Below are 21,376 nucleotides of genomic sequence, written 5' to 3'. Positions count from 1 at the left end.
TCGCACCCTATTGTCATTACGGGGCCAAAAGGTCTCGGACTCTATGAATGACGGTGCGGAACAGAATGAATCTGTTAAATCAAATCCCTCAGGTCTTGAAGAATTTCGCGGCGCTGGGTCAGACACGGTTGTTGATGCTGGGCGGCGTGGGCATTTTGTCCATGGCCATTATCCTTGCAGCAGCACTTTACGTGAACCGTCCCGCTTACGAGACCCTTTATGTGGGACTTGAAAAAAGCGACCTCAACAAGATCAGCATTGCACTCGCCGAAGCGGGGCTGGACTTTCAGGTTGGAACGGATGGCGCCAGCCTCCAGGTTCCGGTCGGCCTCACCAGCAAGGCAAGGCTGCTTCTGGCCGAGCGCGGCCTGCCTGACAGTGCCAATGCTGGTTATGAGCTTTTCGACAATGTCGGTTCTCTCGGCCTGACTTCCTTCATGCAGGAAGTGACCCGGGTTCGCGCGCTTGAGGGTGAGATCAGCCGCTCCATTCAGCAGATCGACGGAATTGCGGCCGCACGCGTCCATATCGTCATGCCGGATGTCGGTAATTTCCGCCGCGGTGAGCAGAAGCCCACCGCATCGGTCATGATTCGAGCCAATGCCACAGCCGGGCGCAAAGCGTCCGCTTCCATCCGTCATCTCGTCGCCTCGGCCGTTCCCGGCCTTGAAGTCGATGACGTGACGCTGCTCGATTCCACCGGCCAGCTTCTCGCTTCCGGTGACGACGTCACCAACGCCGCCATGAACCGCTCGTTGACGCTGGCGCAGAACGTTCAACAGGAAATCACCACCAATATCGACAAGGCGCTGGCGCCTTTTCTCGGCATGGACAATTTCCGCTCCAGCGTGACGGCGCAGCTCAATACCGACAGCCGGCAGATTCAGGAAACCGTCTACGATCCGGAATCGCGCGTCGAGCGCTCCGTCCGCACCGTTAAGGAAGACCAGAAGTCCCAGGAAACGCAGCCCGATACGGCCGCGACCGTGGAACAGAACGTACCGCAGGCAGCGCCCCAGGGCGGCGCGGGTGGCCCGCAGTCTTCCGACCAGTCTGCCAAGAAGGAAGAGCAGACCAACTACGAAATCAATTCCAAAACGGTCGCCACCGTCAAGAATGGCTATACCGTCGAGAAGATTTCGGTCGCCGTGGTCGTCAACAAGGGTCGCATCGCCAAGATGGTCGGCGAACCCGTCGACCAGGCCAAGATCGACGCCTATCTTGCCGAAATGCAGAAGATCGTCACCTCGGCTGCGGGGGTTTCCTCCGATCGCGGCGATATCGTCACGCTGACGGCGATGGACTTCCTCGAAACGCAGCTGCTCGACGAAGCCGCAAGCGGGCCGGGCATCATGGAAGTGCTCAGCCGCAATTCGGCAGGCATCATCAACTCGCTCGCCTTCGTCGCTGTTGCTTTCCTCGTCGTCTGGCTCGGTGTGCGCCCTCTGGTTCGTACGGTCACTGGCAACGGCGCGGCAGCAGGCCAGATCAGCCAGGAGACCGCAGGCCTCGAACTGCCGGATTTCTCTCCCGGCATGGATGCGGGTGCTGGTGGTCTCATGGAAGGGTTTGGGGCGGATTTCGGCTTCGACAGCACCGACGATCTTCTGGCGGGTGGCGACAGCGAAGGCACCTTCAACCGTCGGGTTCGCGAAGGACCGGAGCGCAGGCTCTCCCGCATGGTGGAAATCAGCGAAGAACGCGCAGCCAAGATACTTCGCAAATGGGCAGTGGAAAAAGCTGCATGATTTTGAAAAAGGCCGGGGTTATCCCGGCCTTTTGCGCATTTCCGGGTTCTTTGGTATCTTGGCGCCGCGCGCCGTCGCATTCCCGCTTTGGGACACTGTTTACAAAAAATTCAGCAACGATACAGTTTGCTGGGAATAGGCTGAGAATGCCGTTTATGGATTGGTCAGCTTTTCAGTATGTTTTTTAGGAATAGACGAACAAGGAAATACGTGGAAAGGCTGGTGTCAGGTAATGGCAAATCCCAGTCCGTTCCATAAAATGAAGTGATTCGGTCTCCGGGGGCTCACCATCCCATTTTGGTAAGCTTCTCGAATGGAATGATTCCATCCCGAGGTATAATCTCCCCATTGGGAGCAAGAGGGCGTAGGCGATTGAAAGTCGATGTTGATATCCGCAGGCTGTCTGCCAAGCCTATGGAGGGCATGGGTAAGCCCTTGCCACGCGACCAGCTTGCCAAGAACGTCGCAGCCTCGGCCGCTGCCGGCAACGTTTCAGGCGCGCTGGATCTGCTCGTAACCTACGCCGGCGCCTCGCATTATCTGCTGGCGCGGGAGGATCTTCTCGAAGAAACCGGACTGAAATTCATCATCACATCCGACTGGCCTTTCGATCTGGTGCGCAGGCTTGGTGCCGAACTCGCCAACAGCCAGAACAGATCGAGCGAAATGGAAAAGTGCCTTTCGCTTCTGCAGCCGCGATTGCTTGTTCTTCCGGACGACGTTTCTGTCCCTTTCGGCATCGACCGGCAATATTCGGCGCTTTCCTTCTGTGTGGGCCGCATTCGTCTTTCGCTTCTGCTGCTGTTTCCTGAACACTCGGTTCCTTCGCCGGACCGTCTGCGCGAAATCGCGCTTCTGACCGGCTATTGCGTCAGCTTCGGCATTGCCAGCGAAGCAAAGGCCGTGCGTGACATCGACCTCACAGAACGTGAGCTTGAGTGCCTGTTCTGGATCGCGGAAGGCAAGACAAGCGACGAAATTGCGATGATACTTGGCATTTCGCGCAATACGATCAATAATTACATTACAAGCGTGATGCGGAAAACCGCGACGAAAACCCGCTCGGAGGCAATCGCCTACGCCGTGCGCAACAACCTCGTATAGATGGTCGGGACCCATGGTACAGACGAAAGATAATGAGGGTACGAGTCAAAGCAGCGGGATGTTTTACCGCAGCCCTGTTGTGACAAGCCGGTCGGATCTGTTTCCGAAGCTGGTCGCCATGCAGAAACTGGTCGGCGCACGTAATTTCGTGGTGACGAAGGCTGCCGCCTCCGGCTTCCCCAACAAGAAGAAGCTGACCTGCGAGCTGGAGAACTGGGGCATGAATGCCGCCGAACAGAGCGCGCAGTTCATCCGCGCGGTCGGCGATATTCTTTTGGATCATATCGAGACATCGCTGCTGCCGGTCATCTGGCGTAACAAGAATGCCGGCGGTTTTGCCGATCTTCCTGACGTGCCGGCTTTGATGCGCCGGATCGAGAACGATACATTGCCCTATGCGGGACTGGCTTTGCCGGTGCGGCTCGGCACGATTGGCAACGGCTACATCGTTTTCTGTGGCAGCAACCTCGTTCTCGACAACGAAGTCGTCATCGAACAGCACATCAAATGCTGCGAGATCATGGTCGATATGCTGGCGCTGGATGAGCGCAAGGTGGCACCTTCTGAAGCGTTGAGCGAAAGGGAAATCGCCTGTCTGCAACTGGCGGGTGATGGCCGTATCAGCGAAGAAATCGCGGTGAAGCTCGGGCTTTCGGTACACACCGTCAACGCCTATCTGGGTTCAGCGACGATCAAGCTCGATTCCGTCAACCGTATCCAGGCGATCGCAAAGGCCATCCGGCTCGGCTATATCCACTGATTGAGGAGGGGGCGGGCTTTCCCGTCCCTGTAAGCCGGCAGGCGCCGGCGCGGCTTGTGTAATCCACTCTAAAAGCTGCTATCGGTACTTCGCGTTTTTTTAACAGTTGCCAACTAGAACTTTTATAAGTTTGGTTTTGGGGAACTGTTTCATGCACAACCGGCTCTTTAAGTCCGTTGCGGGTAAGGTCGTCGTGCTGACGATCGGCCTGATTGCGCTCAGCGTCGCGGCAGTTGGTTTTTCGACATACATTCGCCTGAAGGACAATATCATCACCACTGCGCTGCGTGACACGCACAGCGCGATGCGCGGCATGGCGATCCTTTACGAGATGAAGGTCGGCGGCGTGGCCCTCGAAATGGTGGATGGAGAGCTCAAGAGTATCGGCCGCGCCAGCATCGGGACACTGCGCGACAATGATCTCGTCGACCGCACGGCTGCCGGTAATGGCGGCATCGCGACGGTTTTTGAAGCCAAGGCCGGCGATTATATTCGCATGACCACCAATCTGAAGAACGAAAAGGGCGAGAGAGCAGCGGGCACGAAGCTCGCCACCGACCATCCCGCTTTCGAAAAGGTCTCCAAGGGTGAGGGTTATTTCGGCGCCGCCACGCTTTTCGGCACCAATTACATGACCGGATACATGCCGGTTCTCAACAAGTCCGGAGCAACCGTCGGTATTCTTTTCGTGGGCGTTCCCATGGCCGTCTACGAAGCCCAGATTTTCGGCCTACGCGACCTGATGCTGATCTGTGGCGCGCTCGCCATGGTCGGCGTGGGATTGCTCGCCTATTTCGTCATCCGGCGCACCCTGCAGCCTCTAGGCAAGCTTACCGATGCGGTGAAGTCCCTTTCGGACGGCAATCTCGATACGCCGATCCCCTATGCCACCAATACCAATGAATTCGGCAACATCGCCCGCGCTCTCGTGATATTCCGCGAGAATGCGCTTGAGAAACTCGCGATCGAGGGCAAAAGCGCCGAGGAACGGTCCGTGGCGGAATCGGAGCGTCACCGCAACGATGCCGAGAAGCAGGAGCTGGACGGCCAGATCGAATTCGCAGTCAGCGAGATCGCGTCCGGCCTCGGCAGGCTTTCGCGCGGTGATCTGAGCCGCACGATCGAGACACCCTTTAACGGCCGTCTGGATCGTCTGCGCACGGACTTCAACGAATCCCTTCTCAACCTGCGCGATGCGCTGGGGCAAATCCGCGAGCGCACCCTGGTCATCCAGCATAGCGGTTTTGAAATCGAGCAATCGTCGGTCGATCTGTCGAAGCGCACGGAGAATCAGGCGGCCTCGCTGGAAGAGACGGCAGCCGCTGTCGAGGAAATCACCGCAACGGTCAGATCGTCGGCCGAGCGGGCGCGCGAAGCCAACGAGGCCGTCCGCATCACCAAACAGAGCGCCGACAGTTCCGGTTCGGTCGTCAGCAATGCCGTGGACGCCATGGGCCGTATCGAAGACGCCTCGCGCAAGATCGAGCAGATCATCGAGGTCATCGATGACATCGCGTTCCAGACCAACCTTCTCGCCCTCAATGCCGGCATCGAGGCTGCGCGTGCGGGCGAGGCGGGCAAAGGTTTTGCGGTCGTGGCGCAGGAAGTGCGTGAACTTGCACAACGCTCCGCAGACGCGGCCCGTGAAATCAAGCAGCTCATCAACCAGTCAACGCATGAGGTGAGCTCCGGATCGAAGCTGGTGCAGGAAGCGGGCACGGTTCTTTCAGCCATCAGCCATCAGATTGTCGCCGTCAGCCAGCATGTCGAAACCATCGCGACGGCGACGCAGGATCAGTCCTCCGCGCTCCACAATGTCAACGGGTCCGTCAACCAGATGGACCAGATGACCCAGCAGAACGCGGCGCTTGCCCAACAGTCGAGCGCAGCCAGCAGGGTGCTGTCGGGCGAAGTGGAAGCGTTGCTCGATCTGGTTCAGCGTTTTCAGATGGAGCAGGGCTCGGCGGCCGGCCAGGATCGACTGAGCCGCGCGGCCTGACAGTAGAATTTTTGAAAGTCGAAGAGCTCCCGGATCGCAAGGTCCGGGAGATTTTTTATTCTGCCGCCGCGCGGGCCGTGCTGGATATCTGGTTGATATAGGCCCGCAGCGCCGCCGGTTTGACCGGCTTATGCTGGACGGAAATCCCATATTTTTCCGCATCGCTGCGCACTTCCGGGCTGCGGTCCGCCGTCACAAGCAGGGCAGGGATCGTTTTGCCGTAGAATGTCCTGATCAGGCGGATGGCGCTGATACCGTCGCCGTCGTCGAGATGATAATCGGCAATGATGACATCCGGCACCGCTGACATTGCCAGGAACGGTTCTTCGAGTGTGGCCACCGAACCTGCGGGTAAGACCTCACAGCCCCATCCCGTCAGCAATAACGTCATGCCCTCGAGGATTTTCGGCTCGTTGTCGATGCAGAGTACCCTGACGCCGGCAAGCCGGTCGCTCGCCACCGCATTGGCCATCCCGCCAGCGGCCTTGGCTGGCGTCAGGCGGTCTGCCTCGCGCGGCAGGTGGATACGGAATGTCGTACCTTTTCCGGGTGTGGAAATCAGCTGTACCGGATGGTGCAGCATGCGCGACAGCCGGTCGACAATGGAAAGGCCAAGTCCGAGGCCGGAGGCCGTCTTTGCACCCTCATCCAGCCGAGCGAATTCCTTGAAAACCGTGCGGAATTTGGATGCGGGAATGCCGATGCCGGAATCCGTCACCTGAATGACGACATCGCCTCCCCGGCGGCGCGCGCCAACGATGACCTTGCCACTCAGCGTGTATTTGATGGCATTGGAGACGAGGTTTTGTATCAGCCGCCGCAACAGGTTGGGGTCGGAGCGGACGGTGAGCGAGGTGGGCATGACCACGAAATCGAGGTTCTTTTCCTGCGCCATCGGCGCGAAATCGGTTTCGATGCGTTTCAGCAGCTCGTTCAGCGGCACCGATGTCATGCGCGCTTTCATCGAACCGGTGTCGAGGCGGGAAATATCGAGCACCGCGCCGAGAATGGTCTCTACCGACTCGAGCGCCGAATCGATGTTCTGGACGAGATCGCTTTCCCCCGAGGCGCCAAGCCGCTCGACCAGCGAGGAGGAATAAAGCCGCGCGGCGTTCAGCGGCTGTAGGATATCGTGGCCGGCGGCAGCAAAAAACCGTGTCTTGCCGATGTTCGCCTCGTCGGCCGATGCCCTTGCCTCCGCAAGTTCGCGGTTGACGCGGGTAAGCTCGACGGTGCGCTCCGCCACCCGCTGCTCCAGCGTTTCATTGGCCTGTTTCAGTGCCTGATCGCTCGCCACTCTCTGCGTGATATCGGTGAAGGTGGCGACGATACCCTTGTCCGGCATGGTGTTGGAGCGCACTTCGATGATGCGCTCACCGCCGCCAAGCACTAGCGAGAAAGGCAGGTCCATGGTCAGGAAACTGGTGATCAGCTGTTCCGTGTCGCCCGGCGGCATGTCGCCGCGCTCCTGCAGCATGGAAACGATGTCCGTCAGCGGTAGCCCCACCTGCCCGAATTGCTCAGGTAGATCGAGAAGGGTGCGGAAGCGCCGGTTCCAGATCGTCAGCTGCTGCGAGCTGTCGAAAACGGCGATGCCCTGGTCCATCTGCGCCAGCGCCGTTTGCAGCATGTCCTGATTATATTGCAGCGCCTCGCTTGCCTGGTCCAGCAGCCAGGCCGTGTCGGCGCTAGTGTCCTCCGCCTTCTGGAGAATGATCGAAAGCACGAGACGGGCTGAGGAGGAGCCGATGGCGCTACCTAGCAATTGTTCGGAGAAATGGATCAGCGCCATGTCGGCGGGCTGGTCGTCATTGAGCTTCCTGCCCGCCGTCTTTTCATAGGTCGCCAGTGAGCGCAGCATGCGCTCTTCACCGAGATAACGGGCAATCGCGCTTTTGAGATCGCCGACGCTGACGCGGGTTTTCCAGCCGCGCGTGGCGAATTGTGATTTCGAATGGCGCTTCACGAAGATGCCGGACTGGATGCGCTCAACCGGTCGCGGGTTGCGTGAAAGCGAGCCAAGCACGAAAGCCATGCTGTTGACGAGCAGGCTGAGGATGACCGCGTTCACAAAAGGGTCGGCCTCGGGACCGTTGAAGACCGTACTGCCAGAGAAGAGGAAGCCGAGAACGGTGGCCGCGACCTCTGAGTTATCAGGCCCGCCGAAGCTTGGCAGAAACAGCAGGTAGGCCCAGACAAAAAAGCCTGAACTCAAACCGGCAATCGCACCGCGCGCATTGGCGCGCCGCCAGAACAACCCGCCGAAAAGTGCAGGTGCCATCTGGGCGATGGCGGCAAATGCCAGGAGGCCGATGGAGGCAAGCCCGGTGGCGCTATCGGCCGCACGGTAATAGCCGTAGCCGAGAAGCATCACCGCAAAGATCGCTGTTCTGCGGATGTTGAGAAGCGTTTTGGCGAAGTTGTCCCGGTGCGGCGAACGGTTCAACAGCTTCTGCCGCAAAAAGATCGGCATGACGATATCGTTGGAAATCATGATCGACAGCGCGACCGAGGCAACGATCACCATGGCGGTCGCCGCTGAAAATCCGCCAATGAAGGTAATCAGCGAAACGACCGGCATCTGATGCGCAAGCGGCAATTGCAGGACGTAAAGATCGGCGTTGCCATTGGCGCCGAGCGTCAAAATTCCGGCAAGCGCTATCGGCAGCACGAAGATGTTGATCGCAATCAGATAAAGCGGCAGCAGGAACCCCGCCATGCGCAGCTCTTCCGGCGTGCGATTTTCAACCACGGTGACATGGAACTGGCGCGGCAACAGGATGATCGCGAAACCGGAAAGCAGGGTCATCACGATCCAGCGGCTGATGGGCGTGTGATAGGATATGGCCCGCATGGCCCGTTCATTGCCCGACGCAAGTTCCCACAAATGCGAGGGGCCGTCGAATAGGACGAACAGAACGTAAAAGCCGACGGTGCACATGGCGACGAGCTTGACGAGCGATTCCATCGAAATTGCCAGAATAAGCCCGTCCTGGTGTTCGGTCGCGTCGGTATGCCGCGTGCCGAACATGACGGCGAAGCCCGCCATGACGATGGTGACGAGCAGCGGTAGATCGAGGAAATAGAGGTTGCCGCTGCCAATGCCGTAATCGCCGGGATCGACCATCGTCGCCACCGAACTGGAAACGGCCTTCAATTGCAGCGCGATATAGGGAATGGCGCCGACAAGCGCGATGATGGCGACAATCATCGCCACGGTGGAGTTCTTGCCGTAGCGGGCGGCAATGAAATCGGCAACCGACGTCAGCTTTTCGGTTTTGGCAAGCTCCACGATCCGGCGAATGATCGGCATGCCAATGGTGAAGGCAAGGATCGGCCCGGTATAGATGCCGAGGAATTCCAGCCCCTTGTCCGCCGCAAGCCCGACGCCGCCGAAATAGGTCCAGGAGGTGCAATAGATCGCCAGGCTAAGCGCATAGACGAACGGCCGCCCCTTTTTGGGAGCGTTTCTTTTCCGGCTGTTCCTGTCCCCATAACTTGCAACCGCAAACAGCAGCAGGACATAAGCGAAGGCCGAACCGAATATGATCCACCCAGGAAGCACGCATCCTCCCCATGCAACAATCCCTGAAAACGAGCATAGGCGAATTCCGGGCCGTTGAGAATGAGCGCGGTCTGATCATAAAGTTCAAGACTACCGTGCAAAAAGCCTAATAAATGCAATCTTGACGAATTCCAAATGGGACAGGGAATCTATATGGTTGAACCCGTAGGGACAGTCACATAGCTTCAGCTCGCGAAGCAGGAGAGGGACCATCTGATGCTTAACGAATTTAAAACCTTCATTGCCCGTGGCAATGTCATGGATCTGGCCGTGGGTGTTATTATCGGGGCGGCGTTCAGCAAGATCGTCGATTCCGTCGTCAACGACCTTATAATGCCGATCGTCGGTGCGATTTTCGGCGGGTTCGATTTTTCGAACTACTTCCTGCCACTCAGTTCCAGCGTCACCGCCAGCTCGCTTGCCGCCGCGCGCGATCAGGGCGCTGTCTTCGCTTATGGTAACTTTCTCACGGTCCTCATCAACTTCCTCATTCTCGCCTGGATCATTTTCCTGATGGTCAAAGGCGTCAACAAGCTTCGCGCTTCTGTCGACCGGAAAAAGATCGAGGAAAAGTCGGAACCGGCTCCGCCGCCGGAAGACGTCAAGCTTCTCACCGAAATCCGCGATCTGCTGAAGACGCGTTGAAGCTTAGATTGTCCCGGCGCGATATTGCTGACCATGGGTCAGCTCCCTCTCGCCGGGCATCCATCCATAAAGAAAATCCATGACTGTTGCACGGAATATCATGCATATCGCCCGTTCGATGCGATAAGAAGACACCAAACGGAGTGTCTTTAATGTCCATTTTGAACAGTCTGAGTGCGCGCTCTCTGGCGGCTCCCGAGAGCGGCATTGTCGAGGTCGTAAATTATGCCCGGGGACGGGACAATCTTCTGCCGCTTTGGGTCGGCGAAGGCGATCTGCCAAGCCCGGACTTCATCAACAAGGCGGCCATCGACGGGCTCAACAATGGCGAGACCTTCTATACCTGGCAACGCGGCATTCCCGAATTGCGCCAGGCGCTCAGCAGCTACTACGAGCGTCACTTTTCAGCCTCTCTATCCGCAGATCATTTTTACGTAACAGGTTCCGGCATGCAGGCGATTGCGCTTGCGGTGCAGGCGCTGACCTCGCCGGGCGACGAGATGATCTATCTCACGCCCACCTGGCCCAATATTGTTGCCGCCATCGGCGTGGCGGGCGCAAAGGCGGTCGCAGCCGGCATCGATTTCCACGATGGTCGCTGGGATCTCGATATCGGCAAGCTGGAAAGTGCGATCACCGGTAAGACGAAGGCGCTCTTTATCAACACGCCGTCCAACCCGACCGGCTGGACCGCAACGCGAGACAATCTTCGCGATGTTCTGGCACTCGCCCGCAAGCACGACCTCTGGATCGTGGCGGATGAGATTTACGCACTTTATCACTATACTGGCACCCGTGCGCCGTCGTTCCTCGACGTGATGGAACCGGATGACAAAATCGTCTTCGCCAATTCTTTTTCGAAGAACTGGTCCATGACGGGCTGGCGTGTTGGCTGGCTTGTGGCGCCACCCGTCATCGGGCAGGTGATCGAGAACCTTATTCAATATTCCACCTCCGGCGTGGCGCAGTTCATGCAGCGCGGCGCAGTCGCGGCTCTCGACCATGGTGACGGTTTCGTCCGCGAGAACTACGAACGCGCTCTGACATCCCGCGACATTCTCTGCGATGCGCTGATCGCGACGAACCGCGTGGAAACATTGAAGCCGGATGGCGCTCTTTATGCCTTCCTCAAGGTGGACGGCGTGACCGACAGCCGCGCCACGGCTCTGGATATCGTTGACAAGACCGGCGTCGGCCTCGCGCCGGGCACCGCCTTCGGCCAAGGCGGAGAGCTGTTTCTCCGTGCCTGCTTCCTGCGCAACCCAAAGCAGATCGAAGACGCAGCCGATCGGCTTGCGTCCTATATTCTCGGCAGATAACCGCGATCCTGCGATAGCCCGCCCTGCCGCGCCGAATTTGGCCGCGGCAGGCAGATTTTCTGCCAAAAGAATCATGGCGAGTCGCTAAAACTACAACCTCACGGCGTACCAATCGACGTGCGGGCTTTTCTGTGCTATGCGCCTTGTGTTCCATTTATGAGAACATTTTCATCTAATAAATAAAACACACTTCATTGCGCTAACCAATCGTAAGCCACCTTTTCATAGGGGGCGAGGGATAGGTGGGGTATTTGCTGTGCAAGTAATCAATGATGAAGAATTATTGGCTTTGATGGACGCAACAAAAGCAAACAGGGAAGTAATGTCATGGCTGTTCTGGTCACCGGTGGGGCCGGTTATATAGGAAGCCACATGGTGTGGGCTTTGCTCGACGCCGGTGAAGACGTCGTTGTTGTCGACCGTCTTTCGACGGGATCACGTTGGGCGGTCGCGCCAGCGGCGCGTTTCTATCTCGGCGACGTCGCCGATCGCGACTTGCTCGGCCAGATTTTCGAACAAAACCAGATCGAGACCATTTTCCACTTCGCTGGCTCCGTCAGCGTCCCTGAATCGATCAGCCAGCCGCTGGAATATTACGAAAACAATACCGGCACGACCCGCGCCCTTGTTGCGGCGGCAGTCGGTCATGGTATCCGCAATTTCATCTTCTCTTCAACTGCCGCGGTCTATGGGAACCAACCCTTTGATGGCCCGGTGCCGGAAACGGCAGTTCTCAGCCCGGAAAATCCCTACGGCCTGTCGAAACTCGCCTCAGAAATCATGTTGCGCGATGTCGTGCAGGCACATGATTTCAACTATGTGGCGCTGCGTTATTTCAATGTTGCCGGCGCCGACCCGAAGGGCCGTGCCGGGCCGTCCCCCACGGGTGTGGCGAACCTCATCAAGGTAGCGTGCGAAGCGGCAACCGGCCGGCGCGACAAAGTGGAGGTGTACGGAACCGATTATCCGACCGCTGACGGCACCGGCGTTCGCGACTATATCCATGTCAGCGATCTGATCGACGCGCATATGCTCGCCATGGCGCATCTGCGTGCTGGTGGCGGCACCCGAACGCTCAATTGCGGTTATGGCGTCGGCTATTCGGTACTGGACGTGCTGCATGCCGTGCAGCGGGAATCCGGAAACGATTTCCCGGTTATCCATTGTCCCCGCCGCGCCGGCGACATTGCCGCGATGGTTGCGGATTCGAGCCGCATCCAGTCGGAACTCGGATGGTCGCCGCGTTTCAATGATCTCACAACCATCGTTCGCACGGCCCTTCAGTGGGAGGCCAAACGCCAAGCCCAGCGAAGCGACAGGATTCTGCCTGGGCGGCATAAACTGGCAGCGATAGGCTGAGCGGCCGTTGGTTTTCGGGATGCGGTTCTACCTGACGGAAAAATAGAGGACCGGTCGATCCGAAAGAGTGGCAGCGGGAAGCCATTTCTCGCTGTCGAAAAAGCTGCGCGTGAGCTTCAGTCCCGGCAATTGTTCCGTTGCCAGCAAAATCAGGTTCAGCCGATGCGGCGCAGACGGCTCCGGCTTTAGGGAGACCGAAATACCGAAATGCTCTGCCTGATAGGGTTGCAGCCTGCGTGCCGGCTCAAGCATGCTGGCAAGGTCGGCCCAGCGGGTCTGCTCGATGATCATCGCCAACGCGTCCTCAAGCTTCGTCAGAATAACGGCACCATCAGGTGTTTGCGGCGCAACCACTTTCATCCTGATAGAGCGAACCTCGTCGGACGCCTCGCCTCTGATGTCGAGAAAAAGCGATGCACGTTCCGACGCGTTCGCCGTGTCCCCGACCACAAGATCGGCCATGCATTCGAAATTGCGGATCTTCACCGGGCTTGCGTGCCAGCCTTGCGGGTTGGAAAAGCCCGCCGCGGTAAAGCGGTCGCAGAGGTCCTTGCCGGACAGAACGAAGTCGCGGGCAAAGGATGCCCTGTCGCCGCCTTGCTCGAATTTCAGCAGATGCGGCGGTAGATTGAGCTTTTGGGCGGTAACCTTTTGCCGCTTGACGGGCTTCATCCGGGCTGGCTGCTCGGCGGAGCGTGTGGCAGGCGCAAGGTTGAGATAGCTCAGCAGGCTTTTGAGATGTTTCTTGTCATTGGCAAGCAGCACCGTTGACAATATGGCAAGACAAACTGCCAGCACCGCAAACAGCAGCGCGCCAGGCCTTACTCTTTTTTGCAGGCTTGCGTCCATCGGGGAACCCTAATGGCTGCCGGGGGAGGGGCGTCAACCGGTTTTTGATATGGCTTTCGGGCTGTCGGTAACCCGGTGAATATACTGCGAGCTGAAGGTCATTAAAAATATTCTGTATTCCACCGCCGGATTTTCCGGCGGCGCAACGTTATTCGGAGGAATTTTTGAACGAGTCCTGCTCGTCCGCGCTGCTTTCGTCGTCGGCGACAGGAATGGCGTAGGAACCGTTCAGCCAGCGGGCGAGATCGAGCGAGCGGCAGCGATCCGAACAGAACGGATAGTCTTCCCGTGTCGAGGGCCGCCCGCACTCCGGACATGGCTTCGTTTTCCGAAGCGGCGTGACATTTCCCGAACCTTCAGGAGATGATTTTGTCATGGTCTATCCTTCGAGCCAGCCCGACGTCACCTCGAATCCTTCACCGGAAAGAAGCGACATGGTCTCATACAGCGGCAGGCCGACGACATTGGTGTAGGAGCCGGTCAGTTTCTGCACGAATGAGCCGGCAATGCCCTGGATACCATAGGCCCCGGCTTTGCCGCGCCATTGCCCGGAGGCGATATAGGCGTCGATCTCGCGCGTGGTAAGGCGTTTGAAACGCACCTTGGTTTCCACAACCTTCTGACGGATCTTGCCGCCGGGCGTCACAAGGCAGATGCCGGTATAGACCCAATGGCTGCGCCCCGAGAGAAGATGCAGCGCTGCGGAAGCCTCCTCGGTATATTCCGCCTTGCCGACAATGCGGCGACCCACGGCCACCACGGTGTCGGAGCCGAGAACATAGGCGTCTTTCCACGTCTGCTCGCTCTTCAGCGCCGCATGCGCAGCCTCGGCCTTCTGTAGCGACAGGCGACGGCACAGCGTGCGCGGATGCTCAAGCTTTACGGGCGTTTCGTCGATATCCATCGGCATCAGACGTGCCGGCTCGATGCCGATCTGGTGCAACAGTTCCAGACGCCGCGGCGAACCGGATGCCAGAACGAGCTTTTGTTTTGAGTTGGTCATTGCGCTGCCCGGGCTTCCGAATGCCGAAAACGGATTACTTGAAGCGATAGGTGATGCGGCCCTTGCTCAGGTCGTAAGGCGTCATTTCGACCAGCACCTTGTCGCCCGCCAGAACGCGGATACGGTTCTTGCGCATGCGGCCCGCCGTGTGGGCGATGATTTCGTGTTCGTTCTCAAGCTTCACGCGAAATGTTGCGTTCGGCAGCAATTCGGTTACGATGCCCGGGAATTCGAGGACTTCTTCTTTTGTCATGTAAGGGTTTTCTTCCTGTTGATAGTGCCGGACCTGTCGTGTCCGGGAAAATTGCGCGGAAACTACACAATCCCGGCACATTTGTGAACCTCTAAAGCATCACGGCGAAAATCGGAACCGATTTTCGCCAGGTCAGAGGTGCGGATCGAATAAATGCCTGTCCTGTGCGGCGTTTGAAGTGTCTGGTACGATCGAAACGGACACTCAACCTCAGTCTTTTGAAAGCGTATCCGCCGCCGGCTGCGGCCTACCTGGCAGGCGTTCGGCAATCAGCCTGGCAAGATGGTCCCGCACCTCGCGATAGGCATCCAGAATCTGGTCCCGCGTGCCGGTGATGACGGTTGGGTCCATGGTTGGCCAATAGACAACGTCGAGCGAGTTCGAGCGTGTCAGTTCAAGTGCTGCGTGATGAGCTTCGGGTGTCAATGTAATGATCAGATCGAAAAAATCATCCTCGATCTCGTCCAATGTGCGCGGTTTGTGTTTGCCGAGCGAAAATCCCTGTTCTTCCAGCACTGCATCCACAAAGGGGTCACGCTCGCCCGCCCGCACGCCGGCCGACTGGATGTAGATGCCGGGCGCCACCAGTCGTTTGGCGATGACCTCGGCCATGGGAGAACGGATGGAGTTCATGCCGCACATGAAGAGGACCGATTTGGGAGCCTGTCCCCCATTTGGAGCCGTGGCGGGATCTCTCATCTCTAACCCCGCCAATAAAGCACACAGACAAGGGTGAAAAGACGGCGCGCAGTATCGAAATCGATTTTGATCTTGCCGGAAAGCCGGTCCATCAAAGTCTGCGAGCCGTCATTGTGAATGCCCCGCCTGCCCATGTCGATCGCCTCGATCTGGCTTGGAGTGGAGGAGCGTATCGCCTCGTAATAGCTTTCGCAGATCAGGAAATAATCCTTGATGATGCGGCGGAACGGCGTCAGCGACAGGATATGGGTCGAGACATCCTTCTCGTCTTCGGTCTTGATCGAGAAAACCAGCTTGGCATCGACCAGCGATATGTGCAGCCGGTATGGACCGCCCTCATGGCCGAATGGTTCGAACGTGTTTTCCTCTATCAGATCAAAAATGGCGACGGCACGTTCATGCTCCACGTCCGGCGTGGACCGGCCGATGCTATCGTCCAGAACCACATCGCAGAGCCGGAAATCGCCTGAAGCCATCTCTTAACTTTCCGGGTTGAGGCGAATGGAGACGGAGCGCGCATGCGCGTCCAGCCCCTCCGAACGGGCAAGGGTGATCGCCGCCGGCGCAAGCTGCCGCAGCTGCTCAGGCCCGAGACGCAGGATCGAGGTACGCTTGACGAAATCCAGCACTGAAAGGCCGGAAGAGAAGCGCGCTGAGCGCGCAGTCGGCAGAACGTGGTTGGAGCCGCCGACATAATCGCCGATCACCTCAGGCGTATGGCGCCCGACGAAGATCGCGCCGGCATTGCGGATGTGCGCCATCAGCGCATCCGGATCGTCAACGGCAAGCTCCAGATGCTCGGCCGCAATGCGGTTGGCCAAGGGAATGGCATCGGTGAGCTTTTCGACGAGAATGATCGCACCGAAATCTGCCCAGCTCGCCGCTGCCGTCTCGGCGCGCGACAGCCGTTTCAGCTGCCGTTCCACCGCCGCCTCCACCGCCTTGCCGAGTTCGGCATTGTCGGTGATGAGAATGGACTGCGCGCCACGGTCATGCTCCGCCTGCGCCAGAAGATCGGCGGCCAGCCAGTCCGGATCGTTGTCCTTGTCGGCAATGACAAGCACTTCGGAAGGCCCGGCGATCATGTCGATGCCGACAGTTCCGAAGACATGCCGTTTCGCGGCCGCCACATAGGCGTTGCCGGGGCCGACAATCTTGGCGACAGGCGTGATTGTTTCCGTGCCGTAGGCGAGTGCAGCCACGGCCTGTGCGCCGCCAATGCGGTAGATTTCCTCAACACCTGCGATGCGCGCGGCGGCAAGAACGGCGGGGTTTATCACGCCGCCATTCGCCGGCACGACCATGACGATACGCTCGACACCGGCAACCTTGGCGGGGACAGCATTCATAAGGACGGAGCTTGGATAGCTCGCGGTGCCGCCGGGCACATAAAGGCCGACAGCCTCGATCGCCGTCCAGCGTGAACCGAGGCCCACACCGATCTCGTCTTCGTAGATATCGTCCTTCGGCATCTGCCGCGCATGGTGTTTTTCAATGCGCCGGGCTGCGAGTTCGAGAGCTTCGATGACACTTCTGTCAACGGCTGCGACGGCCGCATCGATCTCTTCCGCTGTCACCCGCATCGAGACCTTCGAGAAATCGATGCCGTCGAATTTAATGGAGTAGTGGGCAAGGGCCGCATCGCCGCGATTGCGGACGTCATCGATGATGTCGCGAACGGTCGCGTTGACGTCTTCCGAAACTTCCCTCTTGGTTGTCAGGAAGGCAGCAAATTTCTGTTCGAAATCAGCCGATGCCCGCTCCAGCCAGATTGCCACGCCATTACCCTCTCATTTTCCTCGCGGCGATCCCGCGAGGTGCACGAACTCACCGCAGAAAAATGCGGCTCTGGTATGTGGCATAAATCGAAACAGTGACGAAAGGCAACCGTTGCAATGGCGTGGAGAGCTTATTCGCTATCGGGATGATGCGGTTTGGCGGCAGTTTCCCAGGCGCCGCTCACATCCGTCAGCTGCGCCTCGATGCATTCGACATCGAGTGCGATAGCGCCACCGCCCGAAAGCGTCAGTTCGACGGCGCCATCAGGACCTTCGCCGTTCTGCACGAAGCGGATTGCAAGGAGCGAAAGCACCTGTTCCTTATCACTGCGATTGATGCCGTGCGAGCGGACGGCGGAGACCCGCTTCAGGAAAACCACGCTGCGGCATCGCTCCGGCGGCAGGTTCTTCTTATTCGCGCTTTCCCAGACGAAACGATTGGCGGAAAGTGTGAATTGGCCCTGCTTTGCCTCGAATGCAACGTCCTTCAGTTTGAAGACGCTGTCCTGCATGTGCGTCGAAATGACGGAGAGATCTTCAGTATCCAGCGCGAGCAATTTCAGGCCGCTCATCGTTTTCTTCCTTTTCCGCGGGGCCGCGCCCGCAATGTCTATTCCTTGTACAGGAAATAGGCAGTCGCGGCCCGCTCTGCAACGGGGAGAAAACGAATGAGCGGCGATGAAAGGATCAATCGCTGACGCGTTCGACCAGCGCACCGCAGCGGGTGAGCTTTTCTTCAAGCCGTTCGAAACCGCGATCGAGGTGGTAGACGCGCGAAACCATGGTCTCGCCTTCCGCCACCAGTCCCGCAATGACCAACGACACCGAGGCGCGCAGATCGGTTGCCATGACAGGCGCACCCTTCAGGCGGGTAACGCCTTCGATACGGGCCATCTGCCCGGAGAGCGAAATCTTCGCGCCGAGACGGGCCAGTTCCTGCACATGCATGAAGCGGTTTTCGAAGATGGTTTCGGTAATGTGGGATACACCCTGCGACCGGGTCATCAGCGCCATGAACTGCGCCTGAAGGTCGGTAGGGAAGCCGGGGAAGGGTTCGGTGACGATATCGACCGGCTGAATGCCGTTGCCGTTGCGCACGACGCGCAGACCGGTCTCCGTGTCGCTGATCGACACTCCGGCAAGCCGCAGCGTGTCCAGCGCATTGTCGAGCAGCGATGCACGCGTGCCTTCCAGCACCACATCACCGCCAGCCATGGCAACGGCCATGGCATAGGTGCCGGTCTCGATACGGTCAGGCAGCACCCGGTGGCGTGCGCCGGAAAGCGATGTGACGCCCTCGATGGTGATGGTGGAGGTGCCAGCGCCCTCGATCTTCGCGCCCATCGCAATCAGGCAGTGCGCTAGATCGACGACTTCCGGTTCGCGGGCGGCGTTGTGAATGACGGTGGTGCCTCTTGCAAGGCTCGCGGCCATCAGCATCACATGCGTCGCGCCGACGGAGACTTTCGGGAAGGTATAAACAGCGCCGATCAGGCCGCCCTTTGGAGCGCTGGCGTTGATATAGCCGCCATCGATCTCCATCGTTGCGCCAAGCGCCTGCAGGCCCTCGATGAACAGGTCCACCGGACGGGTGCCAATGGCACAGCCGCCGGGCAGTGAAACGCGCGCACGGCCTTCACGGGCCAGAAGCGGGCCGATGACCCAGAAGCTGGCGCGCATCTTGGAAACCAGCTCGTAAGGTGCGGTGGTATCGACAATGGTACGGCAGGTGAAGTGGACCGTGCGGGAATAGGCTTCGCCCTGGCTTTCACGACGGCCATTGACCGAAATATCGACGCCATGATTGCCGAGAATACGGATGAGCTGCTCGACGTCCGCCAGATGCGGCACGTTTTCGAGCGTCAGCGTATCGCTGGTCAGAAGCGAAGCGATCATCAACGGCAAGGCGGCGTTTTTCGCGCCGGAGATGGGAATGATGCCGTTGAGCTTGTTACCACCCGTAATTCTGATGCGATCCATGCGTCCCTACGGGCCTTTGCCCGCCTTTCTTAATCATGCCTTGCGGAAATGCGCGTCCTTAGACGAGTTTCCGCGGCGTTTCAAATGATGCTGGTGAATTCTCTATGAGGATGATTCGTCCGTTTTTGCGGCAGGCAGGCCAATCGTCTCATCCGCATCGCCGGCCCGGCGCGCGCGAACCTGCTGTTTGCGCTTCTGCAGGTTTTCACGCAGCTTCTTCGCTGCCCGCGCCTTGCGCTCCGCCTCGCGTTGCCGCGCCTTCTCGCCGGGTCCTGCCTGCGCGTTGCCGCTTGCCGCAACGGCAACGGGGTCTTCTGAAGCGTTCACGGAAAACGCCGCCTTTGCCTGTTTGTCATGATGTTCGTTCATAAATTCAGCAATATCCGAAAAATACGTTTTTCAACAGGGGGAACGCTTTTTTGCCCCGCTTGTTGAAGAATATCGTTTTGCGACTTGCGCTCGTCAAAAACCTATGGCAATAGGCCGCCACGCTTGATGCTGAAGCAAACGCTTCGGCACCGGATGCTGCTATAGCTCAGGGGTAGAGCACTCCCTTGGTAAGGGAGAGGCCGAGAGTTCAAATCTCTCTAGCAGCACCATTTTCCCCAATAAAATCAGAAATTTACGCAACGTGCCGGTGGGTCTTGTCCACGATGTCGGCTTGCTTTTTCGCGCATTCTGCACTGGTCTCGGTAAATGTGAAAACCGCGCCTCTTGCGAAGCGCGGTTTCCATTTCCGAATATTCTGTTGCTGCCAGAGCGGGACGAAACCGCCCGTAGCCAACGGGCGCCGCTTACTGGCGGAATAGCGACAGGATATTCTCGGAGCTGGTATTGGCGATGGAGAGCGACTGGATTGCCAGCTGCTGCTGGGTCTGCAGAGCCTTCAGCTTGGTGGACTCTTCGTTCATGTCGGCATCAACGAGACGTCCGACGCCCTTGTCGATGGAGTCTGTGAGCTTGTTGACGAAATCTTCCTGAAGATCGAGGCGCATCTTGATGGAGCCGAGATCGGCGCTCGCGCTGATCAGCGATTCCAGCTTGGTGTTGACGAACTGGATCATGTTGTCGAGGCCGTCATTGTCCGTCAGCGGCTGGCCCTTGGCGTCCAGCAAACCGCTGAGATCCTTGGTGATGTCGAGATCGATCAGCGAGTAGCCGAGCTTCTGTGCCATCTGGGAATCTGCGGCGGCGGTTTCGAGGTAAATATTGTTATTGGACGAACCGCCGGTTCCGATTGCCGTTACAGTGGTGCCTGCAGGCGTCGGCGCGGTATTGTTGGCTTTTACGTAGAGGGCTTCACCCGCTGCGTTTTCGCCGATCTTGAAGTAGGTGCCGTTGTTTCGTGCGGTTGTCGCCGCAGCAACGGTTACGAGGCCGGTTACTGCGTCTGGAGCAGAAACTGTGGTCGTCGTCCCCGAGGGGAAACCCAGAAGCTGGGATTGCGTGAACACCTTTGCGGTAGAGGGCGTGTTTGTGGCAGCACCTGCGGGTGTGGTCGTGGTAATCTCGAAATTGCGCAGGGAGCCTGTATCGGAATAATAGGCGGCGCTATCGAGGATACCGTTTTTCGCCGCACCGGTCGAGGTATCGAAAAGGGCAGTCTTGTTGTCGACCTGAACGTTGATCGTCTTGACTGCAACATTGCCCGCGCCGTCACGGATGAAGGAGCCGACGATCTGCTTCGTTATCGGGGTGAGGTTGCCGGATGCGTCGCTAATCTTGCCCTTAAGCCAGTTTTCGCCGGAGAAGGAGGCGGATTCGCCGATGCTTTTCAGCTGGTCCTGGAGCTGACGGATTTCTTCCTGGATCTTTGCCTTGTCGACGCCGGCCTCGCGGGCGGCAACCAGCTTCTTGCTGATTTCCTTGACGACATCGACAGTGGTTTCCATGGCGGAATAGGCTGTATCGACCTTTGCGGCGCCGAGGCCGAGGGCGTCCTGAACAGCGGAAAGAGCACCGTTATCCGAACGCATGGTGGTCGCGATAGACCAGTAGGCGGCGTTGTCGGAGGCGGTTTTGACGCGCAGGCCGGAGGAGACACGCGACTGCGTTTCTTCCATGTCGCTGCCGATTGCGCGGAGGGTCTGAAGGGCGGCCATTGCCGCGACGTTCGTCAAAATGCTGGTCATAATTATTTGCCCCTTGATTGGCTTAAATGAAAAGGGACATTCCGGATTGCCGCCGGTAACGATCGCGCGGCTTGATGCCTGTTAACCTCTTTTTCGTCTTGGTTAACCAATCGTTTCGATGGCTAGGTTTTAGGGCCCGAATGGTTAACAAAGCCTAAACTGTTGTTAATAAAAATTAGGAAA

19 protein-coding genes and 1 tRNA gene are annotated in these 21,376 nt (G+C 58.4%); 8 read left to right on the top strand and 12 right to left on the bottom strand.

Annotated elements, in window-relative coordinates; translation table 11 throughout:
- The first annotated feature begins 65 nt into the window (after positions 1-65).
- The 4 genes from fliF (at position 66) to ACQZ45_RS06820 (ending at position 5,611) form a co-directional block, all read left to right on the top strand.
- Positions 66-1,748, top strand: a complete 1,683-nt coding sequence (fliF, locus tag ACQZ45_RS06835; protein ID WP_003515013.1) for a flagellar basal-body MS-ring/collar protein FliF — start codon at positions 66-68, stop codon at positions 1,746-1,748.
- 372 nt (positions 1,749-2,120) lie between these two features.
- Positions 2,121-2,852: a transcriptional regulator VisN gene (gene visN, locus ACQZ45_RS06830; protein WP_003515014.1), complete on the top strand. Its 732-nt coding sequence runs from the start codon at positions 2,121-2,123 to the stop codon at positions 2,850-2,852.
- Positions 2,853-2,910: 58 nt separating this feature from the next.
- Entirely contained in the window at positions 2,911-3,612 is a 702-nt protein-coding gene (gene visR, locus ACQZ45_RS06825; RefSeq protein WP_003515015.1) for a transcriptional regulator VisR, read from the top strand.
- A 151-nt stretch (positions 3,613-3,763) separates the two neighbouring features.
- Positions 3,764-5,611, top strand: coding sequence for a methyl-accepting chemotaxis protein (locus tag ACQZ45_RS06820; protein ID WP_113291993.1), 1,848 nt, complete (start codon positions 3,764-3,766; stop codon positions 5,609-5,611).
- Positions 5,612-5,666: 55 nt separating this feature from the next.
- Here ACQZ45_RS06820 and ACQZ45_RS06815 read toward each other — a convergent pair whose 3' ends face one another.
- The gene (locus ACQZ45_RS06815) at positions 5,667-9,176 is read right to left on the bottom strand and encodes a hybrid sensor histidine kinase/response regulator (RefSeq protein ID WP_113291992.1); all 3,510 of its coding nucleotides are present in this window, start codon (positions 9,174-9,176) and stop codon (positions 5,667-5,669) included.
- A gap of 216 nt (positions 9,177-9,392) precedes the next feature.
- Between ACQZ45_RS06815 and mscL the strand changes: the two genes are divergently transcribed.
- From mscL to galE, 3 genes are all read left to right on the top strand, one after another.
- Positions 9,393-9,821 carry a large conductance mechanosensitive channel protein MscL gene (gene mscL / locus ACQZ45_RS06810; RefSeq protein ID WP_003515034.1) on the top strand — a complete coding sequence of 143 codons (429 nt, stop codon included), beginning with the start codon at positions 9,393-9,395 and terminating at the stop codon, positions 9,819-9,821.
- A gap of 152 nt (positions 9,822-9,973) precedes the next feature.
- Positions 9,974-11,140, top strand: coding sequence for a pyridoxal phosphate-dependent aminotransferase (locus ACQZ45_RS06805; protein ID WP_019564317.1), 1,167 nt, complete (start codon positions 9,974-9,976; stop codon positions 11,138-11,140).
- A gap of 327 nt (positions 11,141-11,467) precedes the next feature.
- Positions 11,468-12,499: a UDP-glucose 4-epimerase GalE gene (galE, locus tag ACQZ45_RS06800; RefSeq protein WP_113291991.1), complete on the top strand. Its 1,032-nt coding sequence runs from the start codon at positions 11,468-11,470 to the stop codon at positions 12,497-12,499.
- A gap of 27 nt (positions 12,500-12,526) precedes the next feature.
- Here galE and ACQZ45_RS06795 read toward each other — a convergent pair whose 3' ends face one another.
- From ACQZ45_RS06795 to ACQZ45_RS06750, 10 genes are all read right to left on the bottom strand, one after another.
- Positions 12,527-13,348 (bottom strand): DUF6030 family protein, encoded by an 822-nt coding sequence (locus ACQZ45_RS06795; protein WP_003515037.1) that lies wholly within the window; start codon positions 13,346-13,348, stop codon positions 12,527-12,529.
- Between the two features lie 148 nt (positions 13,349-13,496).
- Positions 13,497-13,724: a DNA gyrase inhibitor YacG gene (gene yacG, locus ACQZ45_RS06790; RefSeq protein WP_003515047.1), complete on the bottom strand. Its 228-nt coding sequence runs from the start codon at positions 13,722-13,724 to the stop codon at positions 13,497-13,499.
- Positions 13,725-13,727: 3 nt separating this feature from the next.
- A complete protein-coding gene (locus ACQZ45_RS06785) occupies positions 13,728-14,351 on the bottom strand; it encodes a Maf-like protein (protein WP_003515050.1) in 624 nt (207 codons plus the stop codon).
- 34 nt (positions 14,352-14,385) lie between these two features.
- Positions 14,386-14,604: a translation initiation factor IF-1 gene (infA, locus tag ACQZ45_RS06780; RefSeq protein ID WP_003493814.1), complete on the bottom strand. Its 219-nt coding sequence runs from the start codon at positions 14,602-14,604 to the stop codon at positions 14,386-14,388.
- 210 nt (positions 14,605-14,814) lie between these two features.
- Positions 14,815-15,303, bottom strand: a complete 489-nt coding sequence (locus ACQZ45_RS06775; RefSeq protein WP_013635463.1) for an arsenate-mycothiol transferase ArsC — start codon at positions 15,301-15,303, stop codon at positions 14,815-14,817.
- Positions 15,304-15,305: 2 nt separating this feature from the next.
- Positions 15,306-15,779, bottom strand: coding sequence for a UPF0262 family protein (locus ACQZ45_RS06770; RefSeq protein WP_003515052.1), 474 nt, complete (start codon positions 15,777-15,779; stop codon positions 15,306-15,308).
- A gap of 3 nt (positions 15,780-15,782) precedes the next feature.
- Positions 15,783-17,081, bottom strand: coding sequence for a histidinol dehydrogenase (gene hisD / locus ACQZ45_RS06765; protein WP_003515053.1), 1,299 nt, complete (start codon positions 17,079-17,081; stop codon positions 15,783-15,785).
- Between the two features lie 131 nt (positions 17,082-17,212).
- Positions 17,213-17,653: a DUF2948 family protein gene (locus ACQZ45_RS06760; RefSeq protein ID WP_003515054.1), complete on the bottom strand. Its 441-nt coding sequence runs from the start codon at positions 17,651-17,653 to the stop codon at positions 17,213-17,215.
- A 115-nt stretch (positions 17,654-17,768) separates the two neighbouring features.
- Positions 17,769-19,061 (bottom strand): UDP-N-acetylglucosamine 1-carboxyvinyltransferase, encoded by a 1,293-nt coding sequence (gene murA / locus ACQZ45_RS06755; RefSeq protein WP_013635466.1) that lies wholly within the window; start codon positions 19,059-19,061, stop codon positions 17,769-17,771.
- A gap of 102 nt (positions 19,062-19,163) precedes the next feature.
- Complete coding sequence (locus ACQZ45_RS06750; protein WP_003515056.1) at positions 19,164-19,430, bottom strand: hypothetical protein; 267 nt, start codon at positions 19,428-19,430, stop codon at positions 19,164-19,166.
- Between the two features lie 155 nt (positions 19,431-19,585).
- Here ACQZ45_RS06750 and ACQZ45_RS06745 point away from each other — a divergent pair.
- Positions 19,586-19,660 (top strand) — tRNA-Thr (locus ACQZ45_RS06745).
- 195 nt (positions 19,661-19,855) lie between these two features.
- On the opposite strand, the gene ACQZ45_RS06740 is transcribed toward ACQZ45_RS06745, so the two are convergent.
- Positions 19,856-21,193, bottom strand: a complete 1,338-nt coding sequence (locus ACQZ45_RS06740) for a flagellin N-terminal helical domain-containing protein (protein WP_003515057.1) — start codon at positions 21,191-21,193, stop codon at positions 19,856-19,858.
- Between the last annotated feature and the right edge of the window lie 183 nt (positions 21,194-21,376).

The organism is Agrobacterium sp. 16-2014-1-2a (genome assembly GCF_053522705.1).
This window is presented reverse-complemented; position numbering and strand designations above follow the sequence as displayed.